Source organism: Alcaligenes faecalis, from assembly GCF_041521385.1.
GTDB classification, from domain to species: domain Bacteria; phylum Pseudomonadota; class Gammaproteobacteria; order Burkholderiales; family Burkholderiaceae_B; genus Alcaligenes; species Alcaligenes faecalis_E.
The window spans coordinates 2,896,143-2,913,189 of sequence record NZ_CP168006.1; the positions used below are offsets into that span (position 1 = coordinate 2,896,143).

Sequence of the window (17,047 nt, forward strand, 5' to 3'; positions counted from 1 at the left end):
CATTTTGTTTTGCAGGTGTCCTCATGAGCCATACCGTTTCCAACAGCGATACCCGTCTGTACCGGCGCAACAGCTTTTTCGACCAGATTCTGAGCGAGACGAATCGGGCTTTGGAAGTATTAGGGCGTTCGGCACGGGCGTCGCGCCCGAATCCCGCTGGCAAGGAAGTGTCCGAGATCACGGCTGACGAAGCCCGTCATGCAGCAGGTTTGATGCGTGTGAATCATGTGGGCGAGATTTGCGCCCAAGCCTTGTACCGTAGCCAGGCCATGCTGTGCAAAGACCCGCAGGCAACGGAAGTGCTGTTGCAAGCCGCCCAGGAAGAAGTCGACCACCTGGCCTGGTGCGATGATCGTCTGCGTGAACTGGACAGCCGTCCCAGCGTGTTCAACCCCTTGTGGTATGCGGGTTCTTTCGCCTTGGGTTTGCTCGCCAGCCGCGCAGGGGTCCCGTATAACCTGGGCTTTATGGCCGAGACTGAGCGTCAGGTTGAAGAGCACCTGGAAAGCCATCTGGAGTCCTTGCCAGCCACCGATAATCGTTCGCGCCGCATCGTAGAGAAAATGCGTGATGACGAAATTGAGCATCGTCGTACGGCAGAAAATCATGGTGCAGCCGGTTTGCCGCCTCCGGTAAAAACCTTGATGCGCATGATGTCCAAGGTGATGACGACCACGGCTTATCGCTTGTAAAAGCAGTTTTCGAGCCAAGTCGCTTGTGCTTGAGCGTCGATATCTCATGGATACGACAAGCAAAACGGGTCAGTTACTGGCCCGTTTTGCTTGTCAGGCTTAGGGCTTATTTGGCGTCCTAGGGTTAACGACTAGATACCTGGCAGAGAATTTACGTTAGGAAATTGATGCATTAATGCGACAAGATGCACGTCTAAGGGTTTTCCACGGTATTTATCTTGCATTGCACCATTTTTGTAGGTAGACTTTAGTTATTGGATGTTGAAAAGAAAGCGGGAAATAAGCAAAAGCACAAGCGTAATAACCCTTAGCTTTCTGGCTCGATACTTTATCTGGTAGCCCAACTTGCCACGATTGTCTCCTCCACCCTCCTCCTTTGGTGGATTTGCCCGAGATCTTTAGATCTCGGGTTTTTTTTTGTGCGCGCCCAATGCGCATGGCCAATTTTTTCTTGAAAGTCAGTGTTTGCATGGCTTACCGCCTTTTTCGCTCTCTTTTTTGTTAAGCGAGGGCATGCAGGGCTTGTGTTGCGATCATGGTTTTATGGCCAGAATGCAAAAAACCTTGCCCATCGTGGATGATGGACAAGGTTTTTTTATTGCTGCTATCGAGCGTGTTTACTTTTGTGGAACAGTGGCCACATGTAGCAAGTTGGTGCGACCGCTGGTGCCAAAGGGAACACCGGCAATCATCACGATGGTGTCACCGGCCTGAGCAAATTCATGCTGCGCTGCCATATCGGTAGCGTGGTCGATCATCTCGCCCAGATCGCTGACGTCCTCGCAAGGCACGGCATGCACCCCCCAGGCCAAGGTCAGACGACGTGCGGTTTCCACACGGGGTGTCAGTGCCAGGATAGGGGCGATGGGCCGTTCGCGGCTGGCGCGCAAGGCGCTAAAACCGGTCGTGGTGTAGGCTACGTTCGTTGCTGGTTCCAGAATGCTGGCTACACGACGCAGGGCGCAGCAGATCGCGTCTGCGGTGTTGGCTTCGGCGGTGCTGTGGTTGGCTTCCAGAATGGTACGCCAGCTAGGATCGTTTTCAATTTCCTTGATGATACTGTCCATAATGGACACCGCTTCCAGCGGAAATTGGCCTGCGGCCGACTCGGCAGACAGCATGACGGCGTCGGCACCCGAGTAAATGGCAGTGGCTACGTCTGAGGCTTCAGCACGTGTAGGCACGGGCGAGGTAATCATGGATTCCAGCATCTGTGTAGCGACAACCACCGGACGGCCTGCCGCACGGGCAGTACGCACGATTTGACGTTGCAACACAGGCACGCGCTGGGGTGGGACTTCCACGCCCAGATCGCCACGTGCCACCATCACGCCATCACACAACTGGACGATTTCTTCCAGGTGCTCCAGCGCCTGCGGTTTCTCCAGCTTGGCCATGATCCAGGCCTTGTCGCCGATCAGCTCGCGGGCTTCGCGAATGTCGCCAGGACGCTGCACAAAGGACAGCGCAACCCAATCCACGCCCAATTCCAGTCCAAACTTCAGATCGACCAGGTCCTTTTCGGTCAAGGGCGAAATAGGCAGTACCACGCCGGGTACGTTCACGCCCTTGCGATCGGACAGGGGGCCGCCAACCAAGACGGTGGTTTCTGCAAAATCCGGACCAAAGCTGTCCACACGCAGACGCAGCTTGCCGTCATCCAGCAATAGATCTGTTCCATCTTCCAGAGCAGCGAAGATTTCGGGGTGCGGCAGGTAGGCACGCTGGCTGCTCCCCTCGGCGGGGTCTAGATCCAGGCGGAATTTCTGGCCGGTTTCCAATGTCACGCGGCCATTTTGCATGTTGCCAACGCGCAGCTTGGGCCCTTGCAGGTCCATCAGAATACCGATACTGCGACCGGTTTCTTTTTCAATCTGACGAATGGTGTGATAGCGCGCGGCATGGTCTTCATGTGTGCCGTGGCTGAAGTTCAGGCGGAACACATCAGCGCCGGCCTCGAACAATTCACGAATGCGTTCTGGCGTAGAACTGGCAGGACCCAGCGTAGCCAGAATGCGGGAATGACGTTGACGTTTCATGGGTTGTTGTCCTTAGGGGGATCGATAGCTCAAAGAGCAGCGATACCGGCGCGGGCGATCTGAGCGTCTTCAGGTGCTTTCACGCCGGACACGCCGACGGCACCAATGACTTGACCGTCCACCACAATCGGCTCGCCGCCTTCCAGTGGTGTGATGGGCATGGACAGAGCGGCAAAGCGACCATTGTTGACCATGTCTTCAAATACCTTGCTGGGCTTGCCGCCGCCGAGCACGCATGTGTGTGCCTTGGCGGGAGCAACCTGGGCGCTCATCAAGGGAGCGCCGTCCATACGCTGCATCCAGAGCGCATGACCGCCCGCATCGCAAATAGCGATACTGACAGCCCAGTTGTTCTTCAGTGCTTCTTGCTCGGCAGCGGCAGCAATTTTTTTAACATCGGCCAGGGTCAGTACTTTTGTGTCTCTCATGTCCAATCCTTTATGAAAAGCGTTAATCGCTAGGGGGTAAAACCAAAATGGCACGGAAATCGTTGACGTTGGTCAGGGTAGGACCCGTAACCAAAGCGTCATCCAAGGCTTCAAAGAAGCCATGACCATCATTATTGTCCAGACTGGACCTTGGGCGTATACCTTGTTGCCAGGCACGCTCCAATGTGTCCGGACCGCAGAAGGCTCCGGCAATTTCTTCCTGGCCATCCACACCGTCGGTATCGCCTGCCAAACCGTAGATACCGGGTGCCCCGTTCAAGGCAATGGCAGTGGACAGCAGAAACTCCACATTGCGACCTCCTCGGCCCTGGCCGCGTAAGGTTACAGTGGTTTCCCCGCCCGAGAGCAGCACGCAGGGAGCCTGGGCGGGCTGCTCATGCTGGGCCACGCTCAAGGCGATACCGGCCATGACTTTGCCGACATCGCGGGCTTCGCCTTCGATGCTGTCGCCCAGCAGGACAGGACGCACGCCACAGGCTTGGGCGACACGAGCAGCAGCTTGCAGGGCCAGTTGGGGTGTGGCGACCAGATGGGTAGTGACATGAGCCAGGCGTGGATCATCGGGTTTGATGGTTTCGCCATCGCCGCTCTCCAGCAGGGCACGGGCTGCGGCAGGAATGTCGATGCCGTAGCGGGTGATGATTTCCAGAGCTTGTGCACACGTGGTGGGATCGGCCACCGTGGGGCCAGAAGCGATGTCCATGGGCTTGTCGCCGGGAACATCGGAAATCAGCAGGTTCAGGACACGGGCAGGGGCGCAAGCCGCTGCCAGACGGCCACCTTTGATGGCAGACAGGTGACGACGCACCGTGTTCATCTCACCAATCGAGGCACCCGATTTCAGCAGCGCCTTATTGATGGCTTGTTTGTCGGCCAGGGTGATGCCTTCTCCGGCCAAGGGCAGCAGAGACGAGCCGCCACCGGAAATCAGACAAATCACCAGATCGTCCTCGTTCAGATCGTTGACCGTGCGCAAAATTTCGCGAGCCGCGTCTTCGCCGGCCTGGTCGGGCACAGGGTGGGACGCTTCCAGAATCTTGATGTGATCACAAGGCACGCCGTAGCCATAGCGGGTGACGACCACGCCGCTGATGGGGCCTTTGTCCCAGTGGCGCTCTAGGGCCTGGGCCATTGCTGCCGATGCCTTGCCTGCACCGATCACAATGGTGCGGCCTTTGGGAGCCTCGGGCAAATAAGGGGGAATGCAATGCTCAGGCTGAGCCGCGTTGACGGCAGCTTGAAACATTTTGCTGAGTAAGTCTTGTGGCTCGATCTTCATGGGTCAATCCTAATGCAGAGCGATGGCAACAAACCATCTTACTGCGCTACAACACAGCTTTAGATCCCCACTTTGACTTGCTGCCCCGAGAGGCTGTGTGCTGTTGGGGATATCTGGCGCTCAAAAAGCGGGCCGCAGCCCGCTTGCTGGATGCCCTTGTCGTGCTGGTTTGATGCAGAGCAGAATCAGACTAGATGGGAGCATCCTTGAACCGATCTTATTGACCAATCTCGTAGTTGGCCATGATTTCCAGGGCACGGACCATGGCGGAGTGATCTTGGGCTGCGCCACCGTGAGCGGCGCAGGTATTGAACAGTTCCTGGGCCGTTGCGGTGTTGGGCAGAGCCACGCCCAGTTGACGTGCGGTGCTCAGGGCCAGGTTCAGGTCTTTCTGGTGCAGTTCGATGCGAAAGCCTGGATCAAAAGTACGTTTGACCATGCGCTCACCGTGTACTTCCAGAATGCGCGAGTTGGCAAAACCGCCCATCAGCGCCTCACGAACCTTGCCCGCATCGGCACCGGCCTTGGAGGCCAGCAACAGGGCTTCGCCCACGGCTTCAATGGTCAAAGCCACAATGATCTGGTTGGCTACCTTGGTGATTTGACCGTCGCCGTAGCCGCCGACCAGGGTGATGTTTTTGCCCATTAGTTCAAATAGCGGCTTGACCGTGTCAAAGGCCTCTTGTTTGCCGCCAACCATGATGGTCAGTGAGCCGGCCTTGGCACCGACTTCACCGCCCGACACAGGCGCGTCCAGGTATTCGCAGCCCAGCTTGACGATGCGCTCGGCAAAGTCTTTGGTGGCCACGGGGGAAATGGAGCTCATATCCACCACGATCTTGCCGGCGCTCAGACCAGCGGCCACGCCGTGTTCACCGAATAGTGCATCTTCCACGTGAGGGGTGTCAGGCACCATGGTGATGATGATGTCTGCCTGACGGGTGACTTCGGCGCCGTTCTCGCAAACCGTAGCGCCAGCTTCCTTAACGCTTTGGGGGAAGTTGCCACGAGTGTAGGCAAACAGTTCATGACCACCCTTGATCAGGTTGACGGCCATGGGGGCGCCCATGATGCCCAAACCAATAAAACCGATTTTAGCCATTGTGTAATCTCCTAATAATTATCTGCAGGTATTCGACGATCAGGCGGTGACTTCAGTCAGTTCAGTCATCCAGCCCAGGCCATCCTTGGTTATGCCAGCGGGTTTGTACTCGCCGCCGATCCAGCCTTGGTAGCCAAGGCTGTCGATGTACTTGAACAGCCAGGCGTAGTTGATCTCGCCTGTGCCTGGTTCGTTGCGGCCTGGGTTATCCGCGATCTGGATGTGTGCAATCTTGTCCAAGTGTTTTTTCATGGTGGCGGCCAGCTCGCCTTCCATGCGCTGGGCGTGGTAGACGTCGTACTGGATGAACAGATTGTCTGAACCCACGTCCTGCAACAGGGCCGCGGCCTGTTCAGTGCGGTTCAGGTAGAAGCCTGGAATGTCAAAGGTGTTGATGGGTTCAACCAGCAGGCGCAGGCCGGCATCTTTCAGCTTGGCGGCAGCAAACTGCAGATTGCTGACCAAGGTCTTGTGAGCCAGTTCACGGTCTGCGCCTTCGGCCAGCTTGCCCGCCAGGCAGTTGACTTGCTGGCAGCCCAGCGCGGTGGCGTATTCAATGGCACGGTCTACGCCATCCTGGAATTCACCCACGCGCTCGGGCAGGATTGCAATGCCGCGCTCACCGCCGTCCCAGTCGCCCGCAGGCAGGTTGTGCAACACTTGGGCCAGGCTGTGTTCGTGCAGTTTGTCAACCAGTTGCTGTTTGTCGTAGGCGTAGGGGAACAGGTACTCCACTCCCTTGAAACCGGCTGCGGCCGCTGCCTGGAAGCGATCCAGGAAGTCGTGCTCGTTAAACAGCATGGTCAGGTTGGCGGCAAATTTTGGCATAGTGCGACTCCGTTTTTTAAATCAGCAATCAGTCCATCAGCGAGATGGCGGTGGGGGCGTCAATACCCGCTTCGGCCAGGGACTCGAATTCCGTCACATTGTGCAATTCGGTGCCCATGGCAATGTTGGTGACGCGCTCCAGGATCAGTTCGATCACAACCGGCACGCTGAACTCTTTCATCCATGCACGAGCCTGTTCAATGGCCGGCTGGATGTCTTCGGGGTTGTGTACACGGATGGCCTTGCAACCCAGACCTTCCACCACGGTGATGTGATCCACACCATAACCTTCGGTTTCAGGGGCGTTGATGTTGTCAAAGGCCAGTTGTACACAATAGTCCATCTCGAAGCCACGCTGTGCCTGACGGATCAGACCCAGGTAGGCGTTGTTGACCAGAATATGGATGTAAGGCAGCTTGAATTGCGCGCCTACGGCCAGCTCTTCAATCATGAACTGGAAGTCGTAGTCGCCCGAAATGGCCACCACTTCACGACCTGGGTCAGCGGCAACCACGCCCAGTGCGGCGGGAATGGTCCAGCCCAATGGGCCTGCCTGACCGCAATTGATCCAGTGACGTGGCTTGTATACGTGCAGGAACTGGGCAGCAGCAATTTGCGACAGACCAATGGTGCTGACGTAGGTGGTGGAAGGGCCAAAGGCGCGGTTCATCTCTTCGTACACGCGCTGAGGCTTCAAGGGCACGTTGTCAAAGCTGGTCTTGCGCTGCAAGGTGGCCTTGCGTTTCTGGCAGTCGGCAACCCAGACGGCACGGTCGCGCAGCTTGCCGGCGGCCTTGTATTCTTTGGCCACTTCAATGAACAGCTTCAGTGCAGCGCCAGCGTCCGAGGCAATGCCCAGATCCGGGCCAAACACGCGACCGATCTGTGTGGGTTCGATATCCACGTGCACGAATTTGCGACCTTCGGTGTACACATCCACGGAGCCGGTGTGGCGGTTGGCCCAGCGGTTACCAATACCGAATACAAAGTCCGATGCCAGCAAGGTCTGGTTGCCGTAGCGGTGCGAGGTTTGCAGGCCGACCATGCCAGCCATCAATGGGTGATCATCGGCCACGGTGCCCCAGCCCATCAGGGTTGGGACGACGGGCACGTTGACCAGCTCGGCAAACTCTTGCAGCAGCTCGGACGCGTTGGCGTTGATCACGCCACCGCCGGAGACGATCAGCGGACGCTCCGATGCGTTCAGCAGTTCGATGGCTTTTTCAGCCTGGGCGCGAGTGGCGCTTGGCTTGTAGGCTTCCAGTGGCGAGTAGGTATCCAGATCGAATTCGATCTCGGCCATTTGTACGTCGATAGGCATATCGATCAGTACGGGACCGGGGCGGCCAGAGCGCATGAGGTGGAAAGCCTGTTGAAACACGCGCGGGATCAGATCGGGTTCGCGAACGGTTACGGCCCATTTGGTTACAGGCTTGGCAATGGATTCAATATCCACGGCCTGGAAGTCTTCCTTGTACAGACGCGAGCGGGGAGCCTGGCCGGTAATGCACAGAATGGGGATCGAGTCAGCCGATGCGGAGTACAGGCCGGTGATCATGTCTGTGCCAGCGGGGCCGGAAGTGCCAATGCACACGCCGATATTGCCGGGATTGGCACGGGTAAAACCTTCGGCCATGTGGGAAGCGCCTTCCACGTGGCGGGCGAGAATGTGATCAAAGCCGCCTTCTTTGCGCAGGGCAGAGTAGAAGGGGTTGATGGCGGCGCCGGGCACGCCAAATACGGTGCTCACGCCTTCTTTACGTAAAATTGCGGCGGCGGCGTCCACTGCTCTCATTCGAGCCATTGATATCTCCTAGATCATCGTTTGACGAAATTCACAACTCGATAGTAAGGAGTGATAGCCCTGCCTAGAAATGGTGGTACGATTGTTTCTATCGATACTTGGAGTATTGAATGAGCCGTTATACCGAAATTAGAAGTTTTGCGCTGGTCGCGGAAAAAGGCAGTTTTGCGGCTGCTTCCGTGGTCGAAGGAGTCACCCCTGTGGTCATGGGCCGCCGCCTGGACGCGCTGGAGCAGCGCCTGGGTGTGCGCTTGATGCACCGATCGACTCGCGGGTTGACATTGACCGATCTGGGCGAGCAGTTTCTGGAGCAGTGCAAACAAATTCTGAAGGACTTTGAGGAGGCCGAAGCCAGTATCAGCGCCCAGCGTAAAGTGGTGCGCGGACACCTGGTGGTATCGGCTCCAGCGGCTTTTGGGCGTCGTCATGTGGCACCCCATGCCTTGTCCTTTAAAAAACGGTATCCCGAGTTGAAACTGTCTTTCAACTTCACCGACAGCGTGGTGGATCTGGTGCGCGAGGGCTATGACATGGCCTTGCGGATTGGCGAGGTTACGGACCCCAACTATGTGGCGGTGCGCCTGTATCCGAACCGGCGTGTGGTGTGTGGTACGCCTGAGTATTTTGAGCGTCACGGTGTGCCGCGTGTGCCTGAAGATCTGGCGCGTCATAATTGCTTGGCCTTCAACTTGCAGGGCGGGCAGCAACGCGGCTGGACCTTCTTGCGTGATGGTCGGCCCTTGGCGGTGCGGGTCGATGGTGATCTGGATTGCAATGACGGTGAATTGCTTTTTAACTGGGTCAAGCAAGGCTGGGGGATCGGTTGGCGTTCCACCTGGGAAATTCAACCAGAGCTCAAGCGGGGCGAGCTGGTGACGGTGCTCAACGAGTTCGAGATTCCCAGCTACGACATCCAGGCGGTGTATCAGCAGCAACGCTATTTACCGGCCAAGGTGCGGCGCTTTATTGATTATTTGCGCGCCATCTACAACACGCCGGGCTATTGGGATGGTGAGGTGCAGTTTTAAGCTTTCTGTACGCCTTATTGAGAAAGAACCGCTTTAAAGGCGCGGCTTCCAAAAGCAGGGCATTGATCCAGGTTTTGGAGGAGCCGCTCACAAAAGCGGTTTTTTTATGCGGCTGACTACTTAGAAATGCCATTCCACCTGTACCGTGGGTGCGCTGGTTTTGATGCCAGGCTTCAGGCTGCCGTCTGCTTTGTAGCGGTTGCCGAACTTGTTGTGCCAGTACTCGTAGCCAATCCCCACCCATAGGGTGTTTTTCTTGTCGAAGGCCACTTTCCCTACGTCGGCCATCAGAGAGGTGCGGACCAGGACTTCAGACTTGGTGCTGATGCCTGCATAGTCGTCACCCTTGGGGCCAACGAAGTTGGCAAAGCCCTGGAACTTCAATGGCACCGAACCCACATCGAAGGGTAGGTTCCAGTTCAGGCTGGCCAAAAACTGGGTATCGAAAGAGCGGCGGCTGTCGGGGCAGGCGGGCGCGCCCAAGCCACAGTGGTTCCACTCTTTACCCACCATCAGGCTCAGGTCCACAAAGCCGCGGGGGACATCAAATTTGAAGGTCGGGCCCAGCACCAGCAAACGCTTGCGTGGTGCAAAGGCGGTGTTCTTGGTGTTCAGGTCAAAGCCGGCTGTAATGGCCACATCCTTTACTGGGCCAAAGCCCAGATCCTTGTCGAATACCTTGCCCATGGAGAGCTGGTGACGATAGGTGGCGTAGAACTCGGTAGCGCCATTGCTGCCATTGCCGCTGGATGGATCGTAGCGATCCGATTGCAGAATATCCAGGTTAAAGAAGTTCTGTCCCAGGCTGTAGCCATTCACGTGAGTCAGGCTCAGGATGTGTTTCTGGATAGTCCGATCGTTCATCGGCTCGGTGTATTGCGTGCTGAAGCGGTAGCCTAAAAAGGTGTCGCTCCAGTCGGCTGCCAAGGCGGGGCTGGACAGCAGGGGGGCGGCCAGCAGGGCGCATGCCCAGCGAGCAGGGTGTGGGTGTTTCATGGTGTCTCCTCTTTGAGTGGGCGCAAACAGGTCCCTGGGATCTGGTGTCCCTTATGGCCTGCGGCTTTAGTTTTCTGTGTGTGGGTACTACTGACCTTGCTTAGATTAATTATGGGCAGTCGATACTTTTATGAGGGTACTGCAGAAATTTAAATGGCCGCCCGTTTCAGGCTGGGCGGCCATTCCAAAAGGGGATTAGCCGTTTTGTGAGGCCAGGTGATTGCCGCTGTCTTCAGTCGCTTTCTGAGCGGTGGCCTGTTTGCGGGCCTGGGTAGCAGCGGTGGATTCAACGGTGTGACCTTGATCGGCGTACTTTTCCATGCCGTTGAAAAACAGGTTCAGCAAGATAGCGGATACAGCGGCGAGAAGGATTCCGCTATGCAACAAGGGAGCTAGCGCGGATGGCATCTTGTCCAGCAAGTGCTCGGCCACCAGGGGGATCATGCCAAAACCCAGGCTGATGGCCACGATGTAGGGGTTGTAAGGGTTACGGTTCAGGTTGGCCGACATCAGGATCTTGATGCCGGTAGCGGCCACCATGCCAAACATCACAATGCCTGCACCGCCCAGCACATAGTTGGGGATGGACGCTACGATGAAAGCCATCTTGGGGAACAGACCCAGCATAATCAGGAAGGCGCCACCCATGACACATACCCAGCGGCTGCGTACACCGGTTACGCTGACCAGCCCCACGTTCTGTGAGAAAGAGCTGTGTGGGAAGGTGTTCATGATGCCGCCGACCAGGGTGCCCAGGCCGTCGGTGCGCAAACCACGTACCAGTGCTTCACGGTCAGTCGGACGGCCGCAGATGGAGCCCAATGCCAGGAACATGCCCAGCGATTCAACCATGATCACCACCATGATCAGAGACAGCACAGCGGCTGCACCCAGCAAAGCCCAGCTAAAGGTGGGTACACCAAAGTGAAACGGGGTGACGACAGCAAACCAACTGGTCTGCTCCAGACCTTCAAAGGTGATGCGACCCATGGCCAAAGAGACGAAAAAACCGACCAGCAGGCCAATCAGCACCGCCACGTTTGCCAGGAACCCACGGGCAAACTTGGTGATCAGCAGGATGACGGTCAGCACCATCAGAGCGATGCCCAGGTTCTCCAGCGAACCGTATTCGGGGTTGGGCATGGAGATGCCGGTAGCTGGATCCGTGATGGTTGGAGCGCCGCCGCCAATCCAGTTCAGACCCACTCGCATCAGCGTGACGCCAATCACGGTAATGATGATGCCGGTCACGACCGGGGGGAACAAACCCATCAGACGGCTAAATACCGGGGCAATCAGAATACTGAAGATACCGGCCAGAATGGTGGCGCCAAAAATACCGGGCAGGCCCAGTTGCGGGTCCAGGCCAATGGCGATCATGGGGCTGACCGCAGCAAAGGACACGCCCATCATGACGGGCAGTTTGATACCGAACATACCCAGGCCGCGAGCCTGAATGATGGTAATCAGGCCACAGCACAATAGGTCGGCATTAATCAGGAATGCGATCTGTTCTTTGGACAGGCCCAAGGCGGCGCCAATGATCAGGGGGACCGCAACGGCGCCCGCGTACATCACCATGACGTGCTGCAAACCAAGGGTTGCCAGGCGCCCCGTTGGTAGGCGTTCGTCTACACCGTCGCAAGCAGCAGGTGTGGACACTTCTGGGTTGGCGGACATCCGGGTCTCCTTATTAATACGTTATGCGCAGCCGATGCCTGGGCCGCGTAAGCATAAAGTTATCGGATGGGCTGTATCGCTGGAAGGCAGTACGGCTTGATAAGTAGAATACGTAAAAGCGTATGGCAGGCCGATGCTGACAGGGAGGAAAGGAGATAAGCCCGGTACATGGGGCTTGTGTTCAGGCCTGGGCTTAGCAGATTCCTGCTTTTTTCATGCGTTTTTCAGTGCTAGGGGTATTGCCCACCTAGCTCATCCTGAAAATCTATGTTAATTGCCTCCAAACTACCTTTTTGTTCAGATCTGAAGGACTGCCAAGTATCTGATAGGTATAAAAAAAGCGGCTACCGGGCCGCTTTTTCATGGGTCTGATTTACTTGTCCGACCACAGGACACCGGCCGTGGCCCAGTTGTCGCGTTTGATGTCGGTAAAGACCACATCAACCGCCTCCGGGCTACAGCCAAGCACGCGACAGGCTTCGTTGGTCAGGGCCTGAGCAAGCTCACGTTTGATTTCCACGGGACGGCCGTCGAATAGTTGTACGTTAATAGAAGGCATAAAAGCTCCGTAGGGGTGGAAAAGGTGTTAGCGGCAGAAATCCGGTTCGCTCTGATGGATCTTGCGCAACAAGGCTGGCCATTCTAACAAGCCTTCTGGTTCGTCCCCTGGTAAAAGCTGACGATGTGTCAAATCCAGCACATCCGTTGGGGGCAGGTGCAGTTGCGGGCTGGCCGCCATGGCCGAGAGCTGAATGCGGCAGGCGCGCTCCAAGGTATCCATCAGCACATAGGCTTCGGCCACGGTACGACCACAGGTCAGAGCACCGTGATTGCGCAGGAGCAGTGCGGGGTGGTCGCCTAAGTGCTGGAGCAGGGCTTGCTGCTCGTCGGATGGAAAGGCCAGACCGGCATAGTCGTGATAGCCAATATCCTGCCAGAAACGCATGGCGTGTTGCGATAGAGGCAGCAATCCACAGGACAGGGCCGAGACCGCCATTGAGGCATCAGTATGTAAGTGGATGACACAGTGCGCATCCGCTCGGGCGCGGTGAACAGCGCCGTGAATGGCAAAACCGCTAGGGTTGGCACGACGGCCTGTGCCGTCCACGACCTGGCCCTGGGTATCAATCAAGAGCAGATTGGACGCGCAGATTTCATCAAAGCGCAAACCAAAGGGATTGATCAGGAAAATGTCGTCGTGGCCGGGCAGGCGCAGGGAAATATGAGTGTAGATGATATCGTCCCAGCCCTGACGGGCCGCCAGCCGGTAGGCAGCGGCCAGATTGACGCGGGCGCGCCAGTGTTCGGGATCAATATCTGCCGGACGATGGGCGTAAATGGCCGCTATATCCGGCGTGATAGGACAGGACTGGCTCACGCTGCGGTGGTTTCCAGTTCCGCAATGATGGCTTTTTCTTCCAACTGGATCACGTCGCAGTTGTCGCCGGGGCCTTTGCGGTCAATCACGATGAAGTCGACCACTTGATTCAAGGCCATCAAGGGGTGGTGCCAAACGCCGGTTGCGTAGTTCACGCCCTGGTCGCCACGAGCCAGGAACAGGCGCAGATCGCTTGCCTTGGGCGTCGGGCCAGCGGGGGCCACAATGACCAGATAGGGTTGGCCGGACTGGGGAATGAAGGCCTGGCTACCTTTGGGATGACGCTCCATCATTTCCACGGTAAAGGGCAGGGTGCGCGGCTGACCACGGAAAATGGACACAATGGCGTGACCGTCTGCGCCCGGCTCGATCTTGGCCAGATCGTGGTAGCGCTCGGTGTTGCCTTCATTGATGGTGAAGTGCTCAACCGTGTCACAGGCCTCAATGACATCACCAAAAGGGGTGAAGGCTTCGGCTGTCAGGGTTTCCAACTTCAATGTGATTGTCATGGCAGAGGTCCTTGATAAGGCAGATCCGCGTGGGGCTGAAAGCAGCCGCGCCACGCAAGGTCAGAGCAAACAAAGGGCAGCGTGACCGCATGCTGGTGCTACCCCGTGAACGGGATGGGTCAACACGACCCGGCAGGCAGCCAAATCAGGCTAACAGTGCATCCAGACGGAAACGGGCAATCTTGGCGATTTCGGTCAGGCAAGCTTGAAACTCGGTGTCAGCATCGTTGTTCAAACGGGCTTCTACTGTATCCATGATTTGGTAACGGCTCAAACCTTTGACGGCAATCACGAAGGGGAAACCGAAACGCTCACGGTACAGGCCGTTCAGGCCACGTAGACGGGCCAGTTCTTCGGCCGAGCACTGATCCAGGCCAGCGCCACGTTGTTCGCCTGTCGATGCGGCGGTCAGTGTCCCTTGCTCGGCTTCCTTGCCAGCCAGCTCGGGGTGGGCACAGATCAGGTTCTTTTGTTCTTCGTGTGATGCTTCTTGGACCACTTGCACCATGCAGGCGTGCAGTTGATCCACGCTGTCAAACGGACGCTGGTTCCAGCTACGCTCCGGGACCCAGGGGGAGTGTTCAAAAATACCTTCGAGCTTGTTCACGAATTGGCTCTGATCCAGGCTGGAGAGTTCAGTGAGCGCCTGTGTGGTGGTAAGGGTTTGAGTGGTCATGTGTCAGTCCGATTATCTAAGCGTCAATAGTGCGAGCCGAAGCGGCTCCAGGATCAGGCCTGGGAGCCCGTGTTATCAAGGGAAGTGGGTGGGCGTTTACACGGTCTGTTTGATGTATTCAAACCCTTATAAACCACCGCCTGTGGGCTATGATTTTCTTATATGGGACCAGTTTAAGTTTTCTGTTTATAAATAAAATAGAATTAGGCGTATAAATGATATACGCCATCTCGTATTGTGCATGTATGTCATTATCATGCTGGAAAAAAGCATAAGAAGGAGAGAATAAGATGGCCGCCCGACGTGGGGATAACCCGCTTGATACCTATCTCTTGAGGGTATTTTGCTTACTCGTTACCGAGCGCAGCGTCTCGCGTACCGCGTTCAAAATGAACCAGTCGCAGCCTGCTATCAGTGCGGCCTTACGACGCTTGCGTGACATTATTGGTGATCCTTTGTTGGTACGCGAAAAAGGGGGCATGGTGCCCACCGAGCGTGCCATTGGCCTGCTGGCTCACGCCAAAGGTGCCTTGGCCGAGATCGACTGTATGGTCAATGCGCCAGACAGTTTTGATCCCCAGGTCAGCCGCAGTGAGTTTCATATCGGAGCGCCGGACTATCTGGCGCCTGTCTTTATTGGCGGGGTGGTCGAGCGCCTGCGCCGAGAGGCACCGGGGGCGCGTTTGAATCTGCACTCTCTGGATGCCAGCTTCGATTTCGAGCGTTCTTTGGCGGAAGGCGATCTGGATATGGTCATTGGCAACTGGCCTGAACCGCCCGATCGCATGCACCTGTCCGTGTTGCTGGAAGATCAGATTGTCTGCCTGGTAGCGGCAACACACCCCTTGGCCCGCAAGGGTTTGACCATGGACGATTACGTGCGGGCGCGTCATGTGGTGCCGATGCCATACTCCATCAACCAACGCGGTGTCATCGATACAACCTTGACGAGCTTGCGTATTCAACGCGATGAAAGTGTGGTGGTGCAGTCCTTTTCGGCAGCACCGTATTTGCTACAGAATACAGACCTGATTTTTACGACTTCACGTCATTTCGCCGAGTTCTATTGTCGATTGTTGCCTTTGGCGATTCTGGAGGCTCCGCTGGAGTTTCCGCCCATGCGCTTTTATCAGCTTTGGCATGAACGTAACCGGCATTCGCCCAGCCATCGCTGGTTGCGGCGGCTCCTGACCGAGTGCGGGAATCAGTTGGCCGCGACAGAACCGTTGTCGCTACCCGATTCCTGAGCCTCCAAGCCCTAAAATACTTGCTTTCGGGCCCGTGCTCGGGCAAATTAGCGAGCTGCCCCTGCCTACACAAAAGTGATACGGAACTTGACGGAAATTGTTGCATTTAAAGCGACTGGTCACGGACACAAGCCGGAAGGCAGGTTAATAATGATGTAGTTCCTAACCTTGCAGGGTGTTTTGCGGTGTCTTTACCTCAGATGGGAGAGTCCCTAACTTGGTTGTATATCTGTGTCGTGGCTTTTATGGTCGGTGGGCTTATTGTGGCCTCCGAACGTTGGCATGGCCGTCTGACCGGGGACAGCGACCTTAGTAAACCTCAAGCGTCCCATTCTCGTCCTACCCCGCGTGTGGGTGGGCTAGCGGTGGTGGCTGGCAGCTTGGCTGGCTTGCTGGTTCTGGGGCCCAGCAATATGACACTGACCTGGCTGTGGCCGGTCTTGTTTCTGGCTGCCATGCCAGTATTTGTGGCGGGTCTGGTCGAGGATATCACCAAGGATGTGGGTTCTCTGAAACGTTTGCTGGCCGCTTTCCTGTCGGCGGCGATTGCCTGGTGGTTGCTGGGTGGTGTGTCGCGTGTTGGGGTCAGTTGGGCTGACTGGGTTCTGGGGTTCTGGCCCATTTCGCTGCTTTTCACCATGATTGCCGTGGGTGGCTGTACGCATGCCCTGAATATTATTGATGGTATGAACGGCCTGGCGGGCATGATCGCCACCTTGATGGCTCTGTCGCTGGCGCTGGTGGCCTTGCAGGTGCAGGACATTCCCATTTTTCTGATTGCCGCCTCACTGGCCTCGGCCACCCTGGGTTTTCTGGTGTGGAATTTTCCATTCGGACGAGTTTTCCTGGGGGATGGTGGCGCGTATTTTCTGGGCTTCATGCTGGCCGAACTGGCTGTGCAACTGGTGGTACGCAACCCCAGTGTATCGCCGTTCTATGCCTTGGCTGTTCTGTTTTACCCTGTTTTTGAAACCATGTTTTCGATTTGGCGCCGCCGCTTCAAACGGGGTGTGCCTGTGGATCAACCGGATGCGCTGCATCTGCATCAACTGGTATTCCGCCGTCTGGTGCGTTCCACGTTCAGTCGTGACAGCGGGGGAGCCTTGCCCGCGTTTTGTAATGCCATGACCTCGCCTTATCTGTGGGTGTTAGCCTTGATCGGTTTGGTTCCGGCCACGATCTGGTGGGACAATACCTGGGCCTTGTGTGCCAGCATGCTGGCCTTCTCACTGGTTTATATCTGGCTCTATTCCCGTTTGGTTTCGTGGCGTCGCCCTTCCTGGTTGCTGCTGCCTTCGGTACGGCGGCAAGTAGACCGGGACTGATACTGTCAGGCGTTC

At 56.7% G+C, this 17,047-nt stretch carries 17 protein-coding genes; 4 read left to right on the forward strand and 13 right to left on the reverse strand.

Features of this window, described 5'->3' with window-relative positions; translation table 11 throughout:
* Positions 1 to 23: 23 nt before the first annotated feature.
* Positions 24 to 692, forward strand: a complete 669-nt coding sequence (gene coq7 / locus ACDI13_RS12985; RefSeq protein WP_045930824.1) for a 2-polyprenyl-3-methyl-6-methoxy-1,4-benzoquinone monooxygenase — start codon at positions 24 to 26, stop codon at positions 690 to 692.
* A gap of 213 nt (positions 693 to 905) precedes the next feature.
* Here coq7 and ACDI13_RS12990 read toward each other — a convergent pair whose 3' ends face one another.
* The 7 genes from ACDI13_RS12990 to gcl form a co-directional block, all read right to left on the reverse strand.
* Positions 906 to 1,163: a hypothetical protein gene (locus tag ACDI13_RS12990; RefSeq protein WP_316989230.1), complete on the reverse strand. Its 258-nt coding sequence runs from the start codon at positions 1,161 to 1,163 to the stop codon at positions 906 to 908.
* A 146-nt stretch (positions 1,164 to 1,309) separates the two neighbouring features.
* Entirely contained in the window at positions 1,310 to 2,731 is a 1,422-nt protein-coding gene (gene pyk, locus ACDI13_RS12995; RefSeq protein WP_316989231.1) for a pyruvate kinase, read from the reverse strand.
* 29 nt (positions 2,732 to 2,760) lie between these two features.
* A complete protein-coding gene (locus ACDI13_RS13000; protein WP_009461115.1) occupies positions 2,761 to 3,159 on the reverse strand; it encodes a heme-binding protein in 399 nt (132 codons plus the stop codon).
* 22 nt (positions 3,160 to 3,181) lie between these two features.
* A complete protein-coding gene (locus ACDI13_RS13005) occupies positions 3,182 to 4,459 on the reverse strand; it encodes a glycerate kinase (RefSeq protein ID WP_316989232.1) in 1,278 nt (425 codons plus the stop codon).
* A gap of 217 nt (positions 4,460 to 4,676) precedes the next feature.
* Positions 4,677 to 5,561 (reverse strand): 2-hydroxy-3-oxopropionate reductase, encoded by an 885-nt coding sequence (locus ACDI13_RS13010; protein WP_316989233.1) that lies wholly within the window; start codon positions 5,559 to 5,561, stop codon positions 4,677 to 4,679.
* 39 nt (positions 5,562 to 5,600) lie between these two features.
* Complete coding sequence (hyi, locus tag ACDI13_RS13015) at positions 5,601 to 6,389, reverse strand: hydroxypyruvate isomerase (RefSeq protein WP_316989234.1); 789 nt, start codon at positions 6,387 to 6,389, stop codon at positions 5,601 to 5,603.
* Between the two features lie 28 nt (positions 6,390 to 6,417).
* Complete coding sequence (gene gcl / locus ACDI13_RS13020; RefSeq protein ID WP_316989235.1) at positions 6,418 to 8,193, reverse strand: glyoxylate carboligase; 1,776 nt, start codon at positions 8,191 to 8,193, stop codon at positions 6,418 to 6,420.
* A gap of 110 nt (positions 8,194 to 8,303) precedes the next feature.
* Between gcl and ACDI13_RS13025 the strand changes: the two genes are divergently transcribed.
* Positions 8,304 to 9,221 (forward strand): LysR family transcriptional regulator, encoded by a 918-nt coding sequence (locus ACDI13_RS13025; protein WP_316989236.1) that lies wholly within the window; start codon positions 8,304 to 8,306, stop codon positions 9,219 to 9,221.
* Positions 9,222 to 9,341: 120 nt separating this feature from the next.
* On the opposite strand, the gene ACDI13_RS13030 is transcribed toward ACDI13_RS13025, so the two are convergent.
* The 6 genes from ACDI13_RS13030 to uraD all read right to left on the reverse strand — a co-directional run bounded on the left by ACDI13_RS13030 (position 9,342) and on the right by uraD (position 14,460).
* Positions 9,342 to 10,217: a hypothetical protein gene (locus ACDI13_RS13030; protein WP_316989237.1), complete on the reverse strand. Its 876-nt coding sequence runs from the start codon at positions 10,215 to 10,217 to the stop codon at positions 9,342 to 9,344.
* A 195-nt stretch (positions 10,218 to 10,412) separates the two neighbouring features.
* Positions 10,413 to 11,897 (reverse strand): nucleobase:cation symporter-2 family protein, encoded by a 1,485-nt coding sequence (locus ACDI13_RS13035; protein ID WP_316989238.1) that lies wholly within the window; start codon positions 11,895 to 11,897, stop codon positions 10,413 to 10,415.
* Positions 11,898 to 12,270: 373 nt separating this feature from the next.
* Complete coding sequence (locus tag ACDI13_RS13040; RefSeq protein WP_316989239.1) at positions 12,271 to 12,456, reverse strand: 4-oxalocrotonate tautomerase; 186 nt, start codon at positions 12,454 to 12,456, stop codon at positions 12,271 to 12,273.
* Between the two features lie 27 nt (positions 12,457 to 12,483).
* Entirely contained in the window at positions 12,484 to 13,275 is a 792-nt protein-coding gene (locus ACDI13_RS13045) for a class II aldolase/adducin family protein (RefSeq protein ID WP_316989240.1), read from the reverse strand.
* Entirely contained in the window at positions 13,272 to 13,784 is a 513-nt protein-coding gene (locus ACDI13_RS13050) for an ureidoglycolate lyase (RefSeq protein ID WP_316989241.1), read from the reverse strand. Before ACDI13_RS13050 ends, ACDI13_RS13045 begins: the two co-directional genes overlap by 4 nt.
* Positions 13,785 to 13,929: 145 nt before the next feature.
* Positions 13,930 to 14,460: a 2-oxo-4-hydroxy-4-carboxy-5-ureidoimidazoline decarboxylase gene (uraD, locus tag ACDI13_RS13055; protein ID WP_316989242.1), complete on the reverse strand. Its 531-nt coding sequence runs from the start codon at positions 14,458 to 14,460 to the stop codon at positions 13,930 to 13,932.
* Between the two features lie 290 nt (positions 14,461 to 14,750).
* Between uraD and ACDI13_RS13060 the strand changes: the two genes are divergently transcribed.
* Positions 14,751 to 15,707 (forward strand): LysR family transcriptional regulator, encoded by a 957-nt coding sequence (locus ACDI13_RS13060; RefSeq protein WP_372372474.1) that lies wholly within the window; start codon positions 14,751 to 14,753, stop codon positions 15,705 to 15,707.
* A 200-nt stretch (positions 15,708 to 15,907) separates the two neighbouring features.
* Positions 15,908 to 17,032 carry a glycosyltransferase gene (locus ACDI13_RS13065; RefSeq protein WP_316991093.1) on the forward strand — a complete coding sequence of 375 codons (1,125 nt, stop codon included), beginning with the start codon at positions 15,908 to 15,910 and terminating at the stop codon, positions 17,030 to 17,032.
* Positions 17,033 to 17,047 lie beyond the last annotated feature (15 nt).

Excerpts from the sequence above, each read along its gene's own strand:
- coq7 (WP_045930824.1), top strand. The coding sequence starts at position 24 with ATGAGCCATACCGTTTCCAACAGCGATACCCGTCTGTACCGGCGCAAC.
- ACDI13_RS12990 (WP_316989230.1), bottom strand. The coding sequence starts at position 1,163 with ATGCAAACACTGACTTTCAAGAAAAAATTGGCCATGCGCATTGGGCGC.
- pyk (WP_316989231.1), bottom strand. The coding sequence starts at position 2,731 with ATGAAACGTCAACGTCATTCCCGCATTCTGGCTACGCTGGGTCCTGCC.
- ACDI13_RS13000 (WP_009461115.1), bottom strand. The coding sequence starts at position 3,159 with ATGAGAGACACAAAAGTACTGACCCTGGCCGATGTTAAAAAAATTGCT.
- ACDI13_RS13005 (WP_316989232.1), bottom strand. The coding sequence starts at position 4,459 with ATGAAGATCGAGCCACAAGACTTACTCAGCAAAATGTTTCAAGCTGCC.
- ACDI13_RS13010 (WP_316989233.1), bottom strand. The coding sequence starts at position 5,561 with ATGGCTAAAATCGGTTTTATTGGTTTGGGCATCATGGGCGCCCCCATG.
- hyi (WP_316989234.1), bottom strand. The coding sequence starts at position 6,389 with ATGCCAAAATTTGCCGCCAACCTGACCATGCTGTTTAACGAGCACGAC.
- gcl (WP_316989235.1), bottom strand. The coding sequence starts at position 8,193 with ATGGCTCGAATGAGAGCAGTGGACGCCGCCGCCGCAATTTTACGTAAA.
- ACDI13_RS13025 (WP_316989236.1), top strand. The coding sequence starts at position 8,304 with ATGAGCCGTTATACCGAAATTAGAAGTTTTGCGCTGGTCGCGGAAAAA.
- ACDI13_RS13030 (WP_316989237.1), bottom strand. The coding sequence starts at position 10,217 with ATGAAACACCCACACCCTGCTCGCTGGGCATGCGCCCTGCTGGCCGCC.
- ACDI13_RS13035 (WP_316989238.1), bottom strand. The coding sequence starts at position 11,897 with ATGTCCGCCAACCCAGAAGTGTCCACACCTGCTGCTTGCGACGGTGTA.
- ACDI13_RS13040 (WP_316989239.1), bottom strand. The coding sequence starts at position 12,456 with ATGCCTTCTATTAACGTACAACTATTCGACGGCCGTCCCGTGGAAATC.
- ACDI13_RS13050 (WP_316989241.1), bottom strand. The coding sequence starts at position 13,784 with ATGACAATCACATTGAAGTTGGAAACCCTGACAGCCGAAGCCTTCACC.
- uraD (WP_316989242.1), bottom strand. The coding sequence starts at position 14,460 with ATGACCACTCAAACCCTTACCACCACACAGGCGCTCACTGAACTCTCC.
- ACDI13_RS13060 (WP_372372474.1), top strand. The coding sequence starts at position 14,751 with ATGGCCGCCCGACGTGGGGATAACCCGCTTGATACCTATCTCTTGAGG.
- ACDI13_RS13065 (WP_316991093.1), top strand. The coding sequence starts at position 15,908 with ATGGGAGAGTCCCTAACTTGGTTGTATATCTGTGTCGTGGCTTTTATG.